This is a genomic window from Pseudomonas extremorientalis (assembly GCF_024584605.1).
Classification (GTDB): Bacteria; Pseudomonadota; Gammaproteobacteria; order Pseudomonadales; family Pseudomonadaceae; genus Aquipseudomonas; species Aquipseudomonas extremorientalis.
In genome coordinates, this window is record NZ_CP089519.1 from 3,460,590 (window position 1) to 3,479,914 (window position 19,325).

At 63.1% G+C, this 19,325-nt stretch carries 21 protein-coding genes; 10 read left to right on the top strand and 11 right to left on the bottom strand.

Annotation, left to right across the window (positions count from 1 at the left end):
* Positions 1-125: 125 nt before the first annotated feature.
* From LUU92_RS15340 to LUU92_RS15350, 3 genes are read left to right on the top strand one after another with little or no spacing between them, the layout of a single operon-like run.
* The gene (locus LUU92_RS15340) at positions 126-962 is read left to right on the top strand and encodes an SDR family oxidoreductase (protein WP_257102225.1); all 837 of its coding nucleotides are present in this window, start codon (positions 126-128) and stop codon (positions 960-962) included.
* Entirely contained in the window at positions 962-2,095 is a 1,134-nt protein-coding gene (locus tag LUU92_RS15345; RefSeq protein WP_257102226.1) for a phytanoyl-CoA dioxygenase family protein, read from the top strand. The genes LUU92_RS15340 and LUU92_RS15345 overlap by 1 nt, the downstream gene beginning before the upstream one ends.
* Positions 2,096-2,136: 41 nt before the next feature.
* Complete coding sequence (locus LUU92_RS15350) at positions 2,137-3,060, top strand: sugar ABC transporter substrate-binding protein (RefSeq protein ID WP_257102227.1); 924 nt, start codon at positions 2,137-2,139, stop codon at positions 3,058-3,060.
* A gap of 66 nt (positions 3,061-3,126) precedes the next feature.
* On the opposite strand, the gene LUU92_RS15355 is transcribed toward LUU92_RS15350, so the two are convergent.
* Complete coding sequence (locus tag LUU92_RS15355) at positions 3,127-3,447, bottom strand: DUF2834 domain-containing protein (protein ID WP_257102228.1); 321 nt, start codon at positions 3,445-3,447, stop codon at positions 3,127-3,129.
* A gap of 83 nt (positions 3,448-3,530) precedes the next feature.
* Here LUU92_RS15355 and LUU92_RS15360 point away from each other — a divergent pair, with 83 nt between their 5' ends.
* Together LUU92_RS15360 and LUU92_RS15365 are read left to right on the top strand one after the other, a co-directional pair.
* The gene (locus LUU92_RS15360) at positions 3,531-4,319 is read left to right on the top strand and encodes a helix-turn-helix domain-containing protein (protein WP_257102229.1); all 789 of its coding nucleotides are present in this window, start codon (positions 3,531-3,533) and stop codon (positions 4,317-4,319) included.
* A 54-nt stretch (positions 4,320-4,373) separates the two neighbouring features.
* Positions 4,374-6,074: an amidase gene (locus LUU92_RS15365; protein ID WP_175507963.1), complete on the top strand. Its 1,701-nt coding sequence runs from the start codon at positions 4,374-4,376 to the stop codon at positions 6,072-6,074.
* Positions 6,075-6,133: 59 nt separating this feature from the next.
* Here the strand turns inward: LUU92_RS15365 and LUU92_RS15370 are convergent, their stop codons facing one another.
* Together LUU92_RS15370 and LUU92_RS15375 are read right to left on the bottom strand one after the other, a co-directional pair.
* Positions 6,134-6,604, bottom strand: a complete 471-nt coding sequence (locus tag LUU92_RS15370; protein WP_071487907.1) for a RidA family protein — start codon at positions 6,602-6,604, stop codon at positions 6,134-6,136.
* A complete protein-coding gene (locus LUU92_RS15375) occupies positions 6,601-6,819 on the bottom strand; it encodes a DUF6434 domain-containing protein (protein ID WP_071487908.1) in 219 nt (72 codons plus the stop codon). Before LUU92_RS15375 ends, LUU92_RS15370 begins: the two co-directional genes overlap by 4 nt.
* A 247-nt stretch (positions 6,820-7,066) precedes the next feature.
* On the opposite strand from LUU92_RS15375, the gene LUU92_RS15380 reads away from it, so the two are divergent.
* Complete coding sequence (locus tag LUU92_RS15380; protein ID WP_058424070.1) at positions 7,067-7,498, top strand: nuclear transport factor 2 family protein; 432 nt, start codon at positions 7,067-7,069, stop codon at positions 7,496-7,498.
* Between the two features lie 28 nt (positions 7,499-7,526).
* Here LUU92_RS15380 and LUU92_RS15385 read toward each other — a convergent pair whose 3' ends face one another.
* Entirely contained in the window at positions 7,527-8,852 is a 1,326-nt protein-coding gene (locus LUU92_RS15385; protein ID WP_071487909.1) for an aminotransferase-like domain-containing protein, read from the bottom strand.
* Between the two features lie 90 nt (positions 8,853-8,942).
* Between LUU92_RS15385 and LUU92_RS15390 the strand changes: the two genes are divergently transcribed.
* On the top strand, positions 8,943-9,833 hold the full coding sequence (locus LUU92_RS15390; protein WP_257102230.1) for a DMT family transporter: 891 nt from the start codon (positions 8,943-8,945) through the stop codon (positions 9,831-9,833).
* On the opposite strand, the gene LUU92_RS15395 is transcribed toward LUU92_RS15390, so the two are convergent.
* The gene (locus tag LUU92_RS15395; RefSeq protein ID WP_071487911.1) at positions 9,830-10,396 is read right to left on the bottom strand and encodes a YceI family protein; all 567 of its coding nucleotides are present in this window, start codon (positions 10,394-10,396) and stop codon (positions 9,830-9,832) included. The two genes, LUU92_RS15390 and LUU92_RS15395, sit on opposite strands and share 4 nt — an antisense overlap.
* A gap of 121 nt (positions 10,397-10,517) precedes the next feature.
* Between LUU92_RS15395 and LUU92_RS15400 the strand changes: the two genes are divergently transcribed.
* Positions 10,518-11,012: a PaaI family thioesterase gene (locus tag LUU92_RS15400; RefSeq protein WP_257102231.1), complete on the top strand. Its 495-nt coding sequence runs from the start codon at positions 10,518-10,520 to the stop codon at positions 11,010-11,012.
* A 44-nt stretch (positions 11,013-11,056) separates the two neighbouring features.
* Entirely contained in the window at positions 11,057-11,944 is an 888-nt protein-coding gene (gene yghX / locus LUU92_RS15405; protein ID WP_071487913.1) for a YghX family hydrolase, read from the top strand.
* Between the two features lie 23 nt (positions 11,945-11,967).
* On the opposite strand, the gene LUU92_RS15410 is transcribed toward yghX, so the two are convergent.
* Both LUU92_RS15410 and LUU92_RS15415 read right to left on the bottom strand, forming a co-directional pair.
* Positions 11,968-13,152, bottom strand: coding sequence for a DUF2252 family protein (locus LUU92_RS15410; RefSeq protein ID WP_071487914.1), 1,185 nt, complete (start codon positions 13,150-13,152; stop codon positions 11,968-11,970).
* A gap of 76 nt (positions 13,153-13,228) precedes the next feature.
* Entirely contained in the window at positions 13,229-14,107 is an 879-nt protein-coding gene (locus LUU92_RS15415) for a LysR family transcriptional regulator (protein WP_071487915.1), read from the bottom strand.
* Between the two features lie 131 nt (positions 14,108-14,238).
* On the opposite strand from LUU92_RS15415, the gene ampC reads away from it, so the two are divergent.
* The gene (ampC, locus tag LUU92_RS15420; RefSeq protein WP_071487916.1) at positions 14,239-15,381 is read left to right on the top strand and encodes a class C beta-lactamase; all 1,143 of its coding nucleotides are present in this window, start codon (positions 14,239-14,241) and stop codon (positions 15,379-15,381) included.
* A 46-nt stretch (positions 15,382-15,427) separates the two neighbouring features.
* Here the strand turns inward: ampC and dctM are convergent, their stop codons facing one another.
* From dctM to LUU92_RS15440, 4 genes are all read right to left on the bottom strand, one after another.
* The gene (gene dctM, locus LUU92_RS15425) at positions 15,428-16,708 is read right to left on the bottom strand and encodes a C4-dicarboxylate TRAP transporter large permease protein DctM (RefSeq protein ID WP_071487917.1); all 1,281 of its coding nucleotides are present in this window, start codon (positions 16,706-16,708) and stop codon (positions 15,428-15,430) included.
* Complete coding sequence (locus LUU92_RS15430; protein ID WP_071487918.1) at positions 16,708-17,340, bottom strand: TRAP transporter small permease; 633 nt, start codon at positions 17,338-17,340, stop codon at positions 16,708-16,710. Before LUU92_RS15430 ends, dctM begins: the two co-directional genes overlap by 1 nt.
* Before the next feature lie 70 nt (positions 17,341-17,410).
* Complete coding sequence (locus LUU92_RS15435; protein WP_071487919.1) at positions 17,411-18,394, bottom strand: TRAP transporter substrate-binding protein; 984 nt, start codon at positions 18,392-18,394, stop codon at positions 17,411-17,413.
* A 72-nt stretch (positions 18,395-18,466) separates the two neighbouring features.
* Positions 18,467-19,312 (bottom strand): HpcH/HpaI aldolase/citrate lyase family protein, encoded by an 846-nt coding sequence (locus LUU92_RS15440; RefSeq protein ID WP_257102232.1) that lies wholly within the window; start codon positions 19,310-19,312, stop codon positions 18,467-18,469.
* Positions 19,313-19,325 lie beyond the last annotated feature (13 nt).

Sequence of the window (19,325 nt, forward strand, 5' to 3'; positions counted from 1 at the left end):
GGGGCCTCGCATGAGGTGTTTTTGAGGTGTTTTTTGGGTATTACTGAGGTTTTTCAATGCTAGTCTCAGTTTTGTCCGGCGTCGAGCCGGGCGATGCACAACAACAAAAATGCCTGGAGAACTGCATGCCTAACACCGATCTCGCCACGTCGTTCAGCGGCCAATACTTTGTCGTCACCGGCAGCACCCAGGGCCTGGGCGCGGCGGTCGCCCGTACCCTGGCGCAACGTGGCGCCGCCGGGCTGATCATCTGCGGGCGACGACGCGCCCAGGGCGAGGAGCAGGTGCGGCAGTTGGCCCAGCTGGATTGCCCGGCGTTTTTTGTCGAGGCGGACCTGGAGAAGGTCGAGGATTGCCGCGCGATCATCGATGCGGCGCGTACCCACTTCGGCACCTTGCATGGGCTGGTCAACTGCGCCGGGATGTCGGATCGCGGCACCATCCTGGACACCTCGCCCGAGCTGTTTGATCGGCTGATGGCGGTGAATGTGCGGGCGCCGTTTTTCCTGATGCAGGAGGCGCTGAAGCTGATGATCAGCAACGGCGTGGAAGGCGCGGTGGTGAATATCCAGAGCGTCACCGGGCACGGCGGGCAATCGTTCCTGAGTGCCTATGCCGCGTCCAAGGGCGCGCTGGCGATCCTCACCAAAAATGTGGCGTTCAGTGCCCTGCGCAATCGCATCCGAGTCAATGGCCTGAACATCGGCTGGATGGACACGCCCCACGAAGATGACATCCAGCGCCAGTACCACGGTGCCCAGGATGGCTGGCTGGAAAAGGCCGAGCGCGCACAGCCGTTCGGGCGCCTGCTCAAGCCTGAAGAAGTGGCGCGCAGCGTGGCCTTCCTGCTGTCCAGCGAGTCGGGAATGATGACCGGCTCGGTGATCGACCTGGAGCAAGGCGTGGTCGGCTGTACCGACGGCGGCAGCCCGCAACCGAATCAGGCGCTGGGAGGTATGTGATGTCGGCGTTCGTGACGGAACAGGCGGTGCGCCTGGCGGATTTCAATGACCTCTGTGCGCAACGCGTGAGCCAAGAGGATTACCCTCTCTGCGCTCAAGTGCAGAGCAATGTGCCGATCTATCAGGCCCACACCCTGCGCAACAGCGACCGCCTGGCGGTGATGAATGAACTGCACCACCTCTTCCGCGAGGGGCCCGGGGTGATGGTGGTACGCCGGGCCTATGAAGACCTGGAAGTGGTCGACCGCCACAGCCAGGTGTTCGAGGCGATCTTTGCCCATGAGGCGGCGCAGGGCGTGGCGGCCGATCACTTCGCCAAGGCCGGCAGCAACGGGCGCATCTGGAATTCATTGCAGAAAGCCGCGCTGCAGTCGCCGTCGTCGTTTGTGGAGTACTACGCCAACCCGCTGTTGGGGTTGATTGCCGAGGCGTGGCTGGGGCCGAGCTATCAGGTCACGGCGCAGGTCAACGTGGTGCATCCCGGTGGCCAGGCCCAGCAACCGCACCGCGATTACCACCTGGGCTTTCAGACCAATGATGTGGTGGAGCGCTTTCCCCTGCCCCTGCACCTGCTGTCCCAGTACCTGACGTTGCAAGGCGCGGTGGCGCACTCGGACATGCCGCTGGAAACCGGCCCGACCCAGTTGCTGCCGTTTTCCCAGCAATACGCCCTGGGTTACCTGGCGTGGCGGCGTCCGGAGTTTATCGACTATTTCCAGCAGCACGCCGTGCAACTGCCGCTGAACAAGGGCGACCTGCTGTTCTTCAACCCGGCGCTGTTCCATGCCGCCGGCACCAACCGCACAGCCGACCGCCAACGCATGGCCAACCTGTTGCAGATTTCCTCGGCGTTCGGCAAGCCCATGGAAGCCCTCGACCGCGACCGCATGATGCTGGCGGTGTACCCGGCCTTGCTGGACAACACCGCACTGGATGCCCAGGCCGTGGCGGCGGTGATCGCCTGCACCGCCGACGGCTATTCCTTCCCTACCAACCTCGACACCGACCCGCCCTTGAAGGGCCTGGCCCCGCAAACCGGGCAGCAACTGATGCAGCAAGCCCTCGACGAACGCTGGCCATTCCCGGCGTTTACCGCTGCCGTGGAGCAACTGCGGACCAAGCGCCAGGCGTGAACCCTCTGTTTCAACAACAACAAAAACAACGGAGCACCATCATGAATAAGCAACTCCTTGCGGCACTCCTGACCCTGGCGATAAGCCCCTGGGCGCTGGCCGATATACGCATCGGCGTGAGCATCGCCCAGGTCGACGACGTCTTCCTCGCGCAGATGCGTGACTACATGGCCGCCCACGCCAAGCAACTGCCCGGCGTGACCCTGCAATTCGAAGACGCCCAGGGCGACGTGGTGCGCCAGCTCAACCAGGTGCAGAACTTCACCGCCCAGGGCATGGACGCGATTATCGTCAACCCGGTGGACACTGCTGCCACGCAAAAAATGACCGCCAACGCCCAGCAAGCCAAGACGCCGCTGGTGTACGTCAACCGCCGCCCGGATGCTCAGCAGTTGCCACCGGGCGTGGGGTATGTGGGCTCGGACGAGGTCAAGGCCGGTGAAATTCAGATGCGTTACCTGGCCGAGAAAATGGGTGGCAAGGGCAACCTGGCGATCATGCTCGGGCTTCTGTCCAACAACGCCACGCATAATCGGACGCTGGGGGTGAAGACCGTGCTCAAGGAGTATCCCGACATCAAGATCGTCGAGGAACAGAGCGCGGAGTGGCAGCGCAGCAAAGCGATTGACCTGATGAACAACTGGATCGTGTCCGGGCGCAAAATCGATGCGGTGGCGGCAAACGCGGATGAGATGGCGATCGGCGCGGCCATGGCGATCAGCCAGGCGGGCATGCAGCCGGGCAAGGACATCCTGGTGGCGGGCAGCGACGGTGGGGCTGCCGGGCTGGATGCGGTGAAGAAAGGCCAGTTGCTGGTGACGGTGTATCAGGACAACAAGGGCCAGGCCGTGGGCTCAATCGACCTGGCGGTGAAGATGGTGAAGAAGGAGCCGTACACGGCTGAGCTGACCATTCCTTATCAGCAGATCACCAAGGACAACTACCAGGCCTTCCTCAACCCTTGAGCCGAACGAACCTGTTGTGGCGAGCGGGCTTGCCACAACAAGCCCTCTCACCAAAGGGAGTTTGCGTCAACCGGTCTTCTCGCTGAACGGTTCAAGCCCATTCACCACCAGATAAAGCAACGGCCCCACCGACACAAACACCGCCGTCAGCACAAAATACGGCACCAGCGAAGCCACCGGCCGCCCGCGCCGCCGCGCATCCCGGTACATCCACACGCCCGCCAGCAGCGCCATCAGGTACAGGTCGATCACCACTTGCGCGGTGTCCGGTCGCGACATCAATTCGCGCCCGAACGCCAGCAGCGACTGCTCGGCCGTCAGCAGCGTGAACAGGGTGTATGACGAAAACAGCAGCAAACCGACCAGCGCAACACGGGATCTTTTCATGGGTTCTTCCTTGGGGTGATGAAGGCCCACGTTAGTGATAAGGTTCGGCCCCTCGCAATGACCTCGGAGGTCATGATCCCGCCATGGACACCTCTGCCACCGCCGGCGAACACCTGCGCCACTTGCGCCGGCAAGCCAAGCTCAGCCAGCTCGACCTGGCCCTGATCACCGGTGTTTCCCAGCGCCACCTCAGTTGCCTCGAAACCGGGCGCGCCAAGCCGAGCCCGGGTACCTTGCACAACCTGCTGACGGCACTGGAAGCGCCGCTGGACCAGCGCAACCGCGTGTTCCTCGCCGCTGGCTACGCCCCGCGCTACAGCGCCACGCCACTGGCCTCACCGGCGATGGCCGCGATCCGCGAAGCGGTCAGCCATGTGCTGCACGCCAACAACCCCGCGCCGGCCATCCTGCTGGACAGCCAGTGGCAGGTGCTGGCAGCGAATGCCAGCACCGCCGTGCTGTTTGAACTGGCTGGCATCCCGTCCGATTCAGCCGAGGGCTTGAACCTGCTGACCACGCTGTTGCAGTCGGGCGGCCTGGGCGATCACCTGATCAACGCCAACGAGGTCCGCACCCTCGCCTGGCAACGCGCCACCCGTGAGGCGTTGGGCAATCCTGAACTGGCCGCCCTGCTGGCGCGTTTACCGACACCGGCCAGCACCGAGCTGCCCGCCGACATGCCACCGCTGGTGCTGACGCGCATCCGCTCAAGCCGGGGCGAACTGAGCTTTCTCTCCACCTTCACCACCTTCGGCATGCCTCAGGACATCACCCTCTCCTCCCTGCGCATCGAACATCTGATTCCTGCCGACGACGCCACTTGGCAGGTGATGCGCGCGGCCTATGCGAGTTATGCCGCGCTGGTTTTGTGAAATATCTGTACGTAGACTGCCGCCATACCTCCACCTGAAGGCGGCGAAAAAAACCTGATGCAAGTTACCGAAGTCTCCATTGCCCAATTGCGCGCGGCACTTGAATCCGGCCAGACCACGGCCGTTGAACTGGTAGAAGCCTACCTGGCGCGGATCGATGCCTATGACGGTCCGCAGACCGCCACGGCCTTGAACGCCGTGGTGGTGCGCAACCCCCGGGCGCTCGAAGAAGCCGAGGCGTCCGATGCGCGCCGGGCCAAAGGCGAAACCCTGGGGCCTTTGGATGGCATTCCCTACACCGCCAAGGACAGCTACCTGGTCAAGGGCCTGACGGCGGCCTCCGGCAGCCCGGCGTTTGCCGACCTGGTGGCCCAACGCGATGCGTTCACCATCGAGCGCCTGCGCGCCGGCGGCGCTATCTGTCTGGGCAAGACCAATATGCCGCCGATGGCCAATGGCGGCATGCAGCGTGGCGTCTATGGTCGGGCGGAAAGCCCGTACAACGCCAACTACCTGACGGCACCGTTTGCTTCCGGCTCGTCCAACGGTGCCGGCACGGCGACGGCAGCCAGTTTCTCGGCCTTTGGCCTGGCCGAAGAAACCTGGTCCAGCGGGCGCGGTCCGGCGTCCAACAACGGCCTGTGCGCCTACACGCCGTCCAGGGGGGTGATTTCGGTGCGCGGCAACTGGCCGCTCACACCCACCATGGACGTGGTGGTGCCCTACGCACGCACCATGGCCGACCTGCTGGAAGTGCTCGATGTGGTGGTGGCCGAAGACCCGGACACCCGTGGCGACCTGTGGCGCCTGCAGCCCTGGGTGCCGATCCCGAGCGTCGCCTCGGTGCGCCCGGCGTCTTACGCTGACCTGGCCGTGAGCGCGGCCTCCCTCGCAGGCAAGCGCTTTGGCGTACCGCGCATGTACATCAATGCCGACCCCGACGCCGGCACCAGCGAGAAACCCGGCATCGGCGGCCCCACCGGGCAGAAGATCAACACCCGCGCCAGCGTTATCGACCTGTGGAACGACGCCCGCCAAGCCTTGGTGGCGGCCGGCGCTGAAGTGATCGACGTGGATTTCCCGCTGGTGTCCAACTGCGAAGGCGACCGCCCCGGCGCGCCCACCGTGTTTACCCGTGGGCTGGTGTCCAAGGAATTCCTGCACGATGAACTGTGGGAACTATCGGCCTGGGCCTTCGATGATTTCCTGCGCGCCAACGACGATCCAGCGCTCAACCGTCTGGCGGATGTGGACGGGCCGAAGATCTTCCCCCACGACCCGGGCACCCTGCCCAACCGCGAAGACGACCTGGCCGCCGGCATGGATGAGTACGTGCGCATGGCCCAGCGTGGCATCACCCCGTGGGACCGGATCAGCACCGTCCCCGATGGCCTGCGCGGCCTGGAACAGACGCGCCGGATCGACCTGGAAGACTGGATGGACAAGCTTGGCCTCGACGCCGTGCTGTTCCCCACCGTGGCCGACGTAGGCCCGGCTGACGCCGATGTGAACGAAGCCTCTGCCGACATCGCCTGGAGCAACGGTGTCTGGGTGGCCAACGGCAACCTTGCCATCCGCCACCTGGGCGTGCCGACCGTCACCGTGCCCATGGGCGTGATGGCCGATATCGGCATGCCGGTGGGGCTGACGTTTGCCGGGCGCGCCTATGATGACTCGGCGTTGCTGCGGTTTGCGTCGGCGTATGAGTCGACCGGCAGCAAGCGCCTGGTGCCGCCGCGTACGCCGGCACTCTAACTCAAGGCAGGGGCACGGCAATCAACAGGATTGCCGTGCCGTGGGTAATCATCGCTCGCTCAGCCGTGCGCCAGCGCAATCATGTCGATCTCCACCGCCGCCGACTTCGGCAGCTGCATCACGCCGATCGACGTCCGCGTATGCACCCCGGCGCTACCGAGAACCTCGTGCAACAGGTCCGACGCGCCGTTGGCCACTTCACTCTGCTGATCAAAATCCTCGGCACTGCGCACGTACACGGTGATGCGCGGGATGGCCTTGATCTGGTCCAGCGAACCCAGGGCTTGCTGGAGTAACCCCAGGCAGCGCAACGCGCTGATGCCAGCGGCGACTTGCGCCTGGGCCAGAGTCAGGCTGTCACCAACCTTGCCCGGCAGCACGATGGCATCGCCGACACGCGGGATCTGGCCGCTGATATACAGGTGGTTGCCATCGCGGACCAGCGGCGTGTAGTTGCCGCCGATCTTGAACTCATTCAACTGATAGCCGATACGCAATTGGGCGGCCTGGTATTTTTCGTCGCGGGTCATGGGCGTGTTTCCTCGTTGCGACGTTGCCACTCATCCACCATGTCGCCCAGGGTCTTGGGCCTATCGTTGCGAATCCAGGCCATGAACGGCCGGTCGAACTTGAACCCCGGGCCGCAGTGCTCAAGCATGAAGCGGCGAACGTTCTGAGTGTTCTTGTAGTGTGGGGTGACGGGGGTAGTGCGGGTGATGGGGTCGCTGTGCCAGTCAAAATCCATGTTGTCTCTCGGGCGCCGTGGGGTTTCGGCGCTAGCATAGCGATGTGCTACCCGTGCAGGAAGCAAGGCGTACATTGCTTGATGTCTTAGGACATCACATAAGCACAAGATCTATTTATAACGCCATAAAACCGAAGCTTTTCAGGATATTTCAAAATTTCACTTTCCTTCCCCATCCGAAATATTGCATGGTTGTACGACGACTCAACCCGTCGTGCCAGCCCCCAACAACAATAAGGAAACATCCATGCAAAACGTCAAAGTGTTGATCGGTTTTCTGTGCCTGTTCAGCGGCTATGTCGCCGCAGCGCCTGCCCCAGCCGAAAAGGACGTGGCCCAAGCGGTCGACCAACTGACCCAGGCCATGCTGCACCTGGACCTCAAGCAGCTTCACGCGCTGACCTCCGACAAGCTCACCTACGGCCACTCCAGCGGCAAGGTGCAGAACAAAGACCAATTCATTGCTGACCTGGAAACCCACACCAGCGCGTTCAAGACCCTGGAAATGCAAAACCAGACCATCACCCTGCAAGGCGACACCGCACTGGTGCGCAACCACTTCCATGCCCTGGCGGTGAACAGTGGCGTTGAAGTGCCCACCGATATCGACAACTTCCAGGTCTGGCAGAAGCAAAAAGGCAAATGGCTGCTGATCGGACGTCAGGCCTACAAGTACTGATGCCCAGCGGTGAGCCGCTGAAACCGGCTCACCACGCCACCCCCTTGCGCACCGTCAACAGCGCTTCGCGCAGCGCTGGCAGCGCCACCGAGCCCAAGGCCAGACGCAGTGCGTGCGGCACATGGGCCGAAACGGCAAACGGCTCGGCGGTGGACACGGAAATGCCCTCGCGCTGCAAGCTCATGGCCACCTGATCGGCCCGCGCCTCTTCCCCGAGGGGCAACCACAGGAAATACGAGGACGGATGGCTCACATAGGCCAGCCCCTTCAGCACCTGCGCCGCCAAGGTCTGCCGCGCCTGGGCATCCTGGCGCTTCTGTGCTTCCAGTTGCGCCACCGTGCCATCTTCAAGCCAGGCCACCGCAATGGCGCTCATCACGCCCGGCACGTTCCAGGTGGTGGCCATGAGGGTGCGCTCCAGTGGTTTTACCCATTCCATTGGCGCTGCGACGAACCCGACACGTAACCCGGTCGCGACACTTTTCGACAGCCCGCCCACATACACCGTGCGCTCCGGTGCCAATGTCGCCAGCGGCGGCGGCGCGTCTTCGGCCAGGAACGCGTAGGCCGCGTCTTCGATGATCATCAGATTGTGCTGACGGGCGATCGACACCAGTTGTTCGCGCCGGGCCATGTCCATCACCCAGCCCAATGGATTGTGCAGGGTTGGCATGCTGTACACCGCGCGCACCGGGCGCTTGCGACACAGCTTGTGCAGCGCATCCAGGTCCGGCCCCAGCGGGGTGACCGGGATCGCGACGATTTCCAGGTGCAGGGTCTCGGCCAGCACCTTGAACCCCGAATAGGTCAAGGCATCCACGGCGATCACATCGCCAGGCTTGAGCAAGGCCATCATCGTCACCGCCAGGCCGTGCTGGGCGCCGCTGACCAGCAGCACCTGCTCGGCGTCCACCCTCAACCCTCGACTGAGCAAATGCCGCGCAAACGCTGCGCGCTCATGCAAGCGGCCCGCATGGGGCTGGTAACGCAACAGGGCTTCGAGGTCACCGGAGAGCGCCAACTGGCGCAACGCCGTGCGCAACATATCCGCCTGGCCCGGCAACGAGGGGTAGTTGAAGTTCAGGTCGAGCATGCCCGGCGCCACCGTCATCTGCCCGCTGCCCTGCCCCGGCGGCAGCGAGATTTCGCGCACGAAGGTGCCACGCCCGGCTTCACCGCTGACCAGTCCCATCCCCTCAAGCTCCGCATACACCCGGCTGGCGGTGACCAGCGCGAGGCCATGCTCGGCGGCCAGTTGCCGGTGGGTCGGCAGGCGTGTGCCGGGAGGCATGGTTCCACTGCGGATGGCTTGGGCGAAGGTATCGACCAACGACTTGTAGCGGGCGCGGGGCATTGCGCTGTATCCATGACAATTTTTTGATTGTCTCAATCCTCACCCCTAGGATGACCGCAACGCAACCCCTCCTTGTCCGGACGCCTGATCATGGAACGCACCTCCTCTCTCGACACCTTGAATACCAGCGCCCAAGGCTGGATCAACGGCTTTATCGGCGTGGTGATCTTCAGTGGCTCCTTGCCCGCCACGCGCCTGGCCGTGATGGAGTTCGACCCGGTATTCCTCACCATGATCCGCGCGGCCATCGCCGCCCTGCTGGGCGTGCTGCTGCTGTGGCTGTTCAAGGAAAAACGCCCCGCCCGCCAGCAGTGGATGCCCCTGGCGATTGTCGCCCTGGGCGTGGTGATCGGCTTCCCGCTGCTCACCGCCCTGGCGTTGCAATACGTGACCTCGGCCCACTCCATCGTGTTCATCGGCTTGCTGCCATTGGCCACCGCAGTGTTTGGCGTGCTGCGCGGCGGCGAGCGTCCGCGCCCGGTGTTCTGGCTGTTTTCGATCCTGGGCAGTGTGCTGGTGGTGGGCTATGCCTTCGCCCAGGGTTTGAGCGCCGCGCCGACCGGCGACCTGCTGATGCTGCTGGCGGTGCTGGTCTGCGGCTTGGGCTATGCCGAAGGCGCCAGGCTGTCACGCAGCCTCGGCGGCTGGCAGGTGATCTGCTGGGCGTTGGTGGTCTCGATACCGGTGGTGGTGCCACTGAGCCTGATACTGGCGCCCACGAGCTTCAGCGACATCACGCTGCCCGCCTGGCTCAGCCTGGGCTATGTGGCGTTGTTCAGCATGCTGATCGGCTTTGTGTTCTGGTATCGCGGCTTGGCCCAAGGCGGGATCGCCGCCGTCGGCCAGTTGCAATTGCTGCAACCCTTCTTCGGCCTGGCGCTGGCGGCGGGCCTGTTGCATGAGCAGGTCAGCCTGGGCATGGTGCTGGTCACCGTCGCGGTGATCGGCTGTGTGGCTGGCGCGAAGAAGTTCGCCCGTTAACGCTGCGGCGCGACCATCTTGAACTTGATGTTGATGTCATTGGACACCACGCTGTTGCCGGCCCACTCGCCCTCGCCGATCTTGAAGTCGCCACGCCTGAGGATGAACTCGCCGTCGAACACACCAATGCCGCCCTGCTCCTTGAGCACCACGTCGACGTCCACCGGCCGCGTGGTGCCCTTGATTGTCAGGTTACCGCTGACCGTGTAGCGGTTACCCCCCAGCGCCTTGACCCCGGTGGATTCATACACGCCCACCGGGTAGGTCGCGGTATCGAACCAGGAGGCGCGTTGCAGCTCATCGTTGGCGTCCGGGCTGCCGGCGTCGATGCTGGCGAGCTGTATCCTGAGCAAGGCATGCCCGGCTTCCGGCTGTTGCGTATCGAAGGTCAAGGTGCCCTCGAAGTCGCTGAAGGTGCCGTATACCCGCTGCCCCAATTGCTTGTAGGTGAAGCTGATCTGGCTGGCGGTGCGGTTGACGTCCTTGTACTCCACCGCCTGGGCGCCGGCGCCATAGGCAAGGATCAAGGCGAGGACGGCGACCGGGGACTTTCGAGGTTTCATACAGCACTCCGCAACAGGTAAGGACACAGTATCGAGCTGACACTTCATACCAGGGATTTATTCCCATCGGGCGTTTGTCCTGCTAAACAGAGTAGTCGCCCCACAACAATAAGGACGCTGCATGCACGCCCCTTCGCTCCAGGACACCACCGCGCCGGAAGGCATCTGCTACGGCTGCGGCGGCAGCAACCCCCATGGCCTGCATATCAAGAGCCGCTGGGACGCGGACGGTATCCACCTGGTCGCCGAACACCTGCCCGAGGCCAGGTACAGCGGCTGGCCCGACCTGGTCTACGGTGGCCTGATCGCGATGCTGGTGGACTGCCATTCCAACTGGACCGCCATGGCCTACCACTACCGCGCCGAACACCGCGAACCCGGCAGCCTGCCGCGCATCGATTGCGTGACCGGCAACCTGGGCATCAAATTCATCAAGCCGACCCCCATGGGCGTCACCCTCACGATGCGCGCCCGTGTCGAGGGCGACGTGGGGCGCAAAACCCGCGTGATCTGCGAGGTGTACGCCGGTGACGTGCTGACCGCGGTAGGCGACTCGATCTTCGTGCGCGTCGACACCGGCCAACTGGCCGCCGCCGCCCATGGCCGTGACAGCTGATCCTGGTCTACATTGATGGCCACCGCTAATCGAGGACTGCACCGATGACTCGTCTCACCGCGAAAGACTTTGCGCCCGAACTGCTGGAACTCTACGACGGCTACGCCCACGGCAAGCTCAACCGTCGCGAATTTCTCGACCGCGCCGCCCTGTTCACCTTCGGCGGCCTCACCGCCTCGGCCCTGCTCGCGGCCCTGAGCCCCAACTACGCCCTGGCCGAACAGGTGAAATTCACCGACCCGGACATCGTCGCCGACTACATCACCTACCCGTCGCCCAAAGGCAACGGCAGCGTGCGCGGCTATCTGGTGCGCCCGGCCAAAGCGGCGGGCAAATTGCCGGCGGTGGTGGTGGTCCATGAAAACCGTGGCCTCAACCCTTACATCGAAGACGTCGCCCGGCGCCTGGCCAAGGCCGGTTTTATCGCGCTGGCGCCGGATGGCCTGACCTCGGTGGGCGGCTACCCCGGTAACGACGAAAAAGGCGTGGAACTGCAACAGAAAGTCGACCCAACCAAGCTGATGAACGACTTCTTCGCCGCCATCGAATGGCTCATGCACCACGACAGCAGCACCGGCAAGGTGGGCATCACCGGTTTCTGTTATGGCGGTGGCGTGACCAATGCGGCGGCCGTGGCCTACCCGGAGCTGGGCGCGGCCGTATCGTTCTATGGACGCCAGCCGGAAGCCAAGGACGTACCGCGCATCAAGGCGCCGATCATGCTGCATTACGGTGAGCTGGATACGCGGATCAATGAAGGCTGGCCGGCGTATGAAAAGGCGTTGAAAGCAGCCGGCACCACCTATGAGGCGTACATCTACAAGGGGGCCAACCACGGCTTCCACAATGATTCGACGCCGCGTTATGACGAAGCGGCGGCGAACCTGGCGTGGGAGCGCACACTGGGCTGGTTCCGCAAATACCTGGTTTGAGCGCGGGGCAGACAGGGACGCGCTCAATGTTCCAGTGCGTAGCGCCGGCAATGGTCGAGATAACCCTGCTCATGGCTCCCCACCAGTTGCACCACGCTGGTCCACAGCCACGACGGCGCATCCAGCTGTCTGGAACGGTTCTCCTGCAACACCGCCATCCAGTCCTTGCGGGTGTCGCGGTCCATCTGCCGGGCATGGGCGACACCCACCACCCGCGCCAGGTAACCGGCGGCGTGCATGGCGTCGATCTCGCTCAATTCGTCCAATTCCAGCTTCATGTCCTGGGGCAGCAGTTCGCGGATGAAGAAACCGTTGTCCAGCATCCGCGTCGCCACCATGCGCTCCCCCAAACTCGGTGACAGTTGACGGGCCCCCTCAACCACCCGGCGGCCATTGTCCCTGGGCATCTTCGCCCGTGCCACACGGGGCGCCGCCGCGCCGACGGCCTGCTTGATATCGATCAGGCAATATTCCTGGTCGTCCTTGTCGCCCACGCCGAGCAAGGCGGCATAACGCTGCAGGCCCAGGGAGCTGCAGCCCTTGACCCAATAGGCCGAATCCAGCAGCTCGACCCTCGCGTCCTTGGGGCGGCCTTTGAGTGACGTCACCAATTGATGGATGTCCGCGGAGGCACAGAGCGTTTGCAGCGCGTGCTTTTCGGCCCGCGACAGCGACCAGAAATGCTTGCCCAGCGGAATACTCGGGCGAGCGTTCTCGATGCGTTCACGCGCCAGGTTCTTCCAGGTGCGCGCCACGGCGCTGCGCATGCCCGCCTTGACCTGGGACGGACGCGGCGGCGCTTCGTCAGGCTTGTCTTTGAACGCCTGTTCGTAGCCCACCATCATTTCTTCGAGCATGCGCGCGGTGGTGACGCCGGGCAGGTCCGAGCCGCGTGCGGCGGTGGCCAGGGACAGCGCCAGGCGCACCAGGTCGTGGGCCGGGTTGCCGATCACCGTCTGGTCAAGGTCGCGGATATGCATATCGATGCGCCCCTTGATATCGCCGGTAGGCCCCAGGTTGCCGGCGTGACAGTCACCGCAGATCCAGATCGCCGGGCCATGGGGCAAGCGGCGCCCGCTCTGGCTGTGCAGCCATTCGTAGAATTGCACGGTGCTGCCGCGCACGTAGGCGTGGGCAGAGCGGGCCATTTTCAGGTTACGTAGTTGGGTCAGGTGCGGCAGGCGGGCGGAGGGGCGCGGTATCTTCATGGAAAAACTCAGTGCAGGTGTTGCGGTAGAGCGCTGGCCCTCGACAAATGTTTCATTATGTTTCAAAAAAAGCGTTTCAATCTTCCGCAGCCATGTCCCGCAACCAGCCTTTGAACGCCAGCATCGCCGCCGTCTCGGCCCGCGACTGCAAGCGCGTCAACCAGTAACTGCCGGTGGTGATGCCGACATCGAACGGCTGGCGAATCACATCGCTCTCCAGTTGCCGCGCAAACATCATCGCCGGCGCCAAGGCCACGCCGAGGCCTTGCAAGGCCGCCTCCATCATCGCCAGCGAAGAATCGAACACAATGCTGCGCGGCAGCAGGGTATCGGCGGGCAAACCGGCGGCCTGGAACCACAGGTTCCACTCATCGGCGCGGTAGGACCGCAGCAAGGTGTGTTTCAAGAGGTCGGCCGGTGCGTGCAACTGTTCGGCCAGTTGCGGTATGCAGAGTACGGTAAGCGGGGCCTCCAGCAGTTCGCAGGCATCCGTACCGTGCCAGGCGCCGGCGCCGAAACGGACGGCGTAATCCAGGCCTTCGGCGGCCACGTCGACACGGTTGTTGTGGGTCGACAGGCGCAGGTCGATAAACGGGTAGCGCTGCTGAAAATCCGCCAGGCGTGGCAGCAACCAGCCGACCGCGAACGTGCCGACCGCACCGACGGTGAGGACCTCGCGGTAATGCCCGCCTTCAAATTGGCCGAGGGTGTGAGCAATGCGGTCGAAGGACTCGCGCAACACCGGCAGCAGGGTTTCACCTTCGCGCGTCAGCATCAGCCCTCGTGGCAGGCGTTTGAACAAGGTGACATTCAGTTGCGCCTCCAGGCTTTTCACCTGATGGCTGACCGCAGCCTGGGTCACACACAACTCGATGGCCGCCCGGGTAAAGCTCAAATGGCGGGCCGACGCCTCGAACGCGCGCAGGGCGTTGAGGGGCAAATGGGAACGCAGCATGTCCTACCCTAGATTTTCTAATGGCAGCTGCAAGATATCATCGTTTGTCGAAGGAACCGAACCTGACTAGATTTGCCACGCCTGCGCAGGCCCCGATCGTCAGTGCATCATTTACATGGAAGCGAATAACCATGAATTCCAACGTTAGAAATTTCCTGATTTCAGCCTTATTTATCAGCTCCGGCACCTGCATGGCCGCCACCGACCTGCGCCAGGTCGTAGACAGCAGCGTCGAACCCCTGATGCAGCAGCAAGGCATCGCCGGCCTGTCGGTGGCGGTGGTGAACAAGGGCAAGGTGCAATACTTTAACTACGGCGTCGCCAACAAAGACAAACAACAGCGCGTGACCGAAGACACGCTGTTCGAGATCGGCTCGGTGAGCAAGACCTTCACTGCCACCCTCGGCGGCTACGCTGCGGCAAGCGGCAAGCTGAAACTGTCGGACATGGCCAGCCAGTATTTGGCCGCGCTTAAGGGCAGTGCCTTCGACCGCATCAGCCTGCTGCAATTGGCCACCTACACCCCTGGCGGCCTGCCGCTGCAGTTTCCAGATGCCGCCGACAGTGCCGGCACCATGCTCAATTATTTCCAGCACTGGAAACCCACTTACGCCCCAGGCGCACAGCGTCTGTATTCCAACCCCAGCATTGGCCTGTTCGGCTACCTCAGTGCGCAAAGCCTGGGCCAGCCGTTCAACGTCGCCATGGAGAAAACCCTGCTGCCCAAGCTGGGCCTGACGAACACCCATGTCAGCGTGCCGGCAGACAAAATCCCTACCTACGCCCAAGGCTACGACAAGGACCAGAAACCCGTGCGCGTCGGCCCCGGCGCGCTGGACAGCGAAGCCTATGGCATCAAGACCAGCACGCAGGATCTGGCGCAGTACGTGATGCTGAACATGCACCCGCAAACCCTGGAGAAACCGCTGCAACAGGCCATCGCCACCACCCACACCGGTTACTACACGGTGAACGGCATGACCCAGGGCCTGGGCTGGGAGTACTACCCCTACCCGATCACGCTGCAAGCGCTGATGGAGGGCAACTCCACACCGATGGCCATGGAGCCGCACACGGTGAAATGGTTGGCCCCGGCCCAGGCGCAGCCGGCCAACGTGCTGTACAACAAGACCGGCTCGACCCGTGGGTTCGGTGCCTATGTGGCCTATGTGCCGAGCAAGGACATGGGGGTGGTGATTCTGGCCAACAAGAACTACCCGAATGCCGAACGGGTGAAAGTGGCCCATGCGATCCTGAGTGCGCTGGACCACTGATGCACACGCCCCGCAGGAACCGGCAAGCCGGCTCCTGCACGTTGGGTTACATACCGAGCCAATGCGGCAGCGCCAGCGAAATGAACGGCAAGTACGTGACCATGATCAGGAACACCAACAGAATCATCAGCCACGGCATCGCCGCGCGGATGGTCTGCCCCAGGGTCAACCCGGTCACCGCCGAGGTCACGAACAGGTTCAGCCCCACCGGCGGGTGCACCAGGCCGATCTCCATGTTCACCACCATCACGATCCCCAGGTGGATCGGGTCGATGCCCAGCTTCATGGCAATCGGGAAGAAGATCGGCGCCAGGATCAGCACAATGGCCGACGGCTCCATGAAGCTGCCCGCTACCAGCAGCACTACGTTGACCATGATCAGGAAGCCAATCGGCGTCAGCCCTTCGGAGATCACCCACGCGGTGATTTCCTGGGGGATCTGTTCGGTGGTCAGCACATGGGCAAACAGCATGGCGTTGGCAATGATGAACATCAGCATGATTGCCAGGCGCCCGGACTCCAGCAGCACTTTGGGACAGTCGCGCAGCTTCATGTCCTTGTAGACGAACAACGCCACGAACGCCGAGTATACCGCCGCCACTGCGGCCGCTTCGGTCGGGGTGAACATGCCGCTGTAGATGCCGCCGAGGATGATCACCAGCAGCAACAGGCCCCAGAAGGCGCGGCGTGCGCAGGTCAGCCATTCGCGGAACGTCGCCCGGGGCTGGGCCGGCAGCTTCTTGATGCGTGCGACGATGTAGATGGCGATCATCAGCATCAGGCCCAGCAACAGCCCTGGAATTACCCCTGCCATGAACAGCTTGCCGACCGAGGTTTCAGTCGCCGCCGAATACACCACCATCACAATCGACGGCGGGATCAGGATGCCCAGGGTGCCGGCGTTACAGATGATCCCCGCACCGAACGCCTTCGGGTAACCGGAACGCACCATGCCCGCCACGGCAATCGACCCCACCGCCGCCACCGTCGCCGGTGACGAACCGGACAGCGCCGCAAACAGCATGCACGCCAACACCGCCGCAATCGCCAGGCCGCCACGAATATGCCCGACACAGGCGTTGGCAAAGTCGATCAGCCGCTGCGCCACCCCGCCGGTGGTCATGAACGCCCCGGACAACAGGAAGAACGGGATCGCCAGGAAGGTGTAGGCGTCGGAGGTCTCGAATAGCTTGATCGCCAGGGAACTCACCGAGTCCTGGCTGAACATCAGGATCGACACCGCACCGGACAGGCCCAGGGAAATCGCGATGGGCACGCCGAGGAACATGAACACAAACAACAACAGAAACAGACAGAGCACGGCCATCAGTGACGCTCCTCATGACTGCCGGCCAATTTGCTGGCCTCACCGGCCTCGTCGGCCAAACCCAGCCCGACCTGACGGTGGGTAAGGATGCGGTAGAAAATTTCCAGGTAGCGGATAAACACCATGGCAAAACCGATGGGCACGATGATCACGATGTCACCGACGTCGATGCCGTACTGGTCGAGGTCTTCGGCGCCGATATGGGCGGTCATCACCGCACTCACCCATTTGTAGCTGGCGATCATGAACAGCCCGGCATAGGCCAGGCAGCACAGGCAGGCGAACATCCCGAGCACGCGTTGCACCGGGCGCTTGGTCAGCTTGACCAGGGCGTCCACGCCCAGATGGCCAGCGGTGCGCACGCCGTAGGAAATACCGAAGAAAATCAGCCAGCCAAACATGGCCTTGGTCAGCGCCACGCTCCAGGTCATGTCCTGGGCCCAGGTCATGGTGTGGTCGCCCAGGGCGGCGAAGAAGGTGCTGCTGAAGGCCCACTTGTCCGACAGGGCAAAGAACAGCGTGTAGATGTTGTTGAGCATGACGTAGACGAATGTCACCAGGGTCATGGCTGCCAGCAGGAAGGCAATGAAACCTTCCTCCAGGTGCTCCCAGACGCGCCTTAGCGTTTGCATGGCAAAACCTCGCGAAAGCAAATGAGATATCGATATGTGGGAGGGGGCTTGCCCCCTCCCACATTGGGGGTTACCGATTGGAGGCGTCCGCGGCCTTGATCAGATCAGCCCCGATCTCACCTTCGAACTTCTGCCACACCGGGCGCATGGCTTCGCGCCACAGCTGGCGTTGCTCCGGGGTCAATTCGATGATTTCGCTGGTCTTGGCGTCGACAATCTTCTGCCTGGCCGACTGGTTCAGCGCCTCGGCCTGCTTGTTCACCTCGACGGTGACCTCGACCATGATCTGCTCCAGGGTGCTGCGGATGTCCGGTGGCAGGCCGTTCCAGAACTTGGCGTTGGTGATCACCATGTAGTCGATCAGGCCATGATTGGACTCGGTGAAGAACTTCTGCACCTCGTTGACCTTCTGGCTTTCATAGTTCGACCAGGTGTTCTCGGTGCCGTTGACCGTGCCGGTCTGCAGGCCTTGGTACACCTCGGCGAAGCTCATCTTGCGCGGGTTGGCGCGGATCGCCTTGAACTGCTCTTCCAGCACGCTGGAGGCCTGTACGCGGAACTTCAGGCCACGGGCATCCTTGGGCTCATGCAGCGCTTTGTTGGCCGACAATTGCTTTAGGCCGTTGTGCCAATAGGCCAGGCCGAGGATGTTCTTGTCCTGCATCGAGGTCAGCAGTTCCTTGCCCTGGGCCGCCTGGAAACGGTCGACAGCAGCCAGGTCATTGAACAGGAACGGCAGGTCATAGATCTGCACCTGCTTGGTGTATTGCTCGAACTTTGCCAGGGACGGCGCCAGCATCTGCACGTCGCCCAGCAGCAGCGCTTCCATCTCCTTGCCATCGCCGAACAGCGACGAGTTCGGGTATACCTCGACCTTCACCTTACCGGGCAGACGCTCTTCGGCGAGCTTCTTGAACAACAGCGCGCCCTGGCCTTTGGGGGTGTTTTCGGCCACCACATGGGCGAACTTGATCACGATCGGGTCCGCCGCCTGAGCCAGGCCTGCGGCAAACAAGGTGGCGGCGCACAGCAGCGCCCGGGAGAGCTTGAGCATGGAAAATTACCTTTTTATTGTTGTGTTGTAAGGCAAGGTGCCTGATGTGACGCGTGTAGTGAATTTCGAATTTTAGATACCTGCGTTCGGAGTGGCCGAACGCTGCGCCTGGGCCGCCAACAACCTTTGTGCACGCAGCAACACCGGCGCATCCACCATCTGCCCATCGATCTGGTAGGCCCCTGCCCCATGGGTGCCGGCGTCCACCACCCGCTGCGCCCAGGCCAGGTCTGCGGCGCTCGGTGCGAGCGCTTCATGGATCACGGCCACCTGCTTGGGATGGATACACAACGCCCCGGCAAAGCCCATTTCATAGGCATGCCGGATCGAACGGCGCAGGCCCTCCGGGTCATCGATGGCCGGGTGGACGCCGTCCAACGGCGCGACCAACCCGGCGGCGCGGGAGTGTACGATCAGCGCCAGGCGCGCCTGGTCCAGGGCGAACTGCGCAGCCGGGGAGTTGCTGCTCAGGTTCAGGTCCAGCGCCAGGTCCAGCCCACCAAACGACAGGCGCTGCACCTGCGGCGCATGGGCGATCTCGGCCACAGCCAACAAGCCACGGGCGCTTTCGATAATCGGCCAGATCACTTTGCCGGTGGCGGCAACCACCGCCACCTGCGCGGCACTTTCAACCTTGGGCAGCAACACCCCCGCCACATTCGCATGGGCCTTGCAGAACGCCACATCCTCAAAATGCTCGGCATGTTCCGGCGCATTGATGCGCACCCACACCTGGGCAGCGGGGTTCGCCGTCAAAAACACCCCGAGGTTATCCCGCGCCTGGCGCTTGAGCGGCTCTTCCACCGCGTCCTCGAAATCCACGATCACCGCATCGGCCCCACTGGCCAGGGCTTTGGAAAATCGTTCCGGTCGGCTACCGGGTACAAACAACGCCGAACGCACCAATGGCTTTGGCATGACACAATTCCTT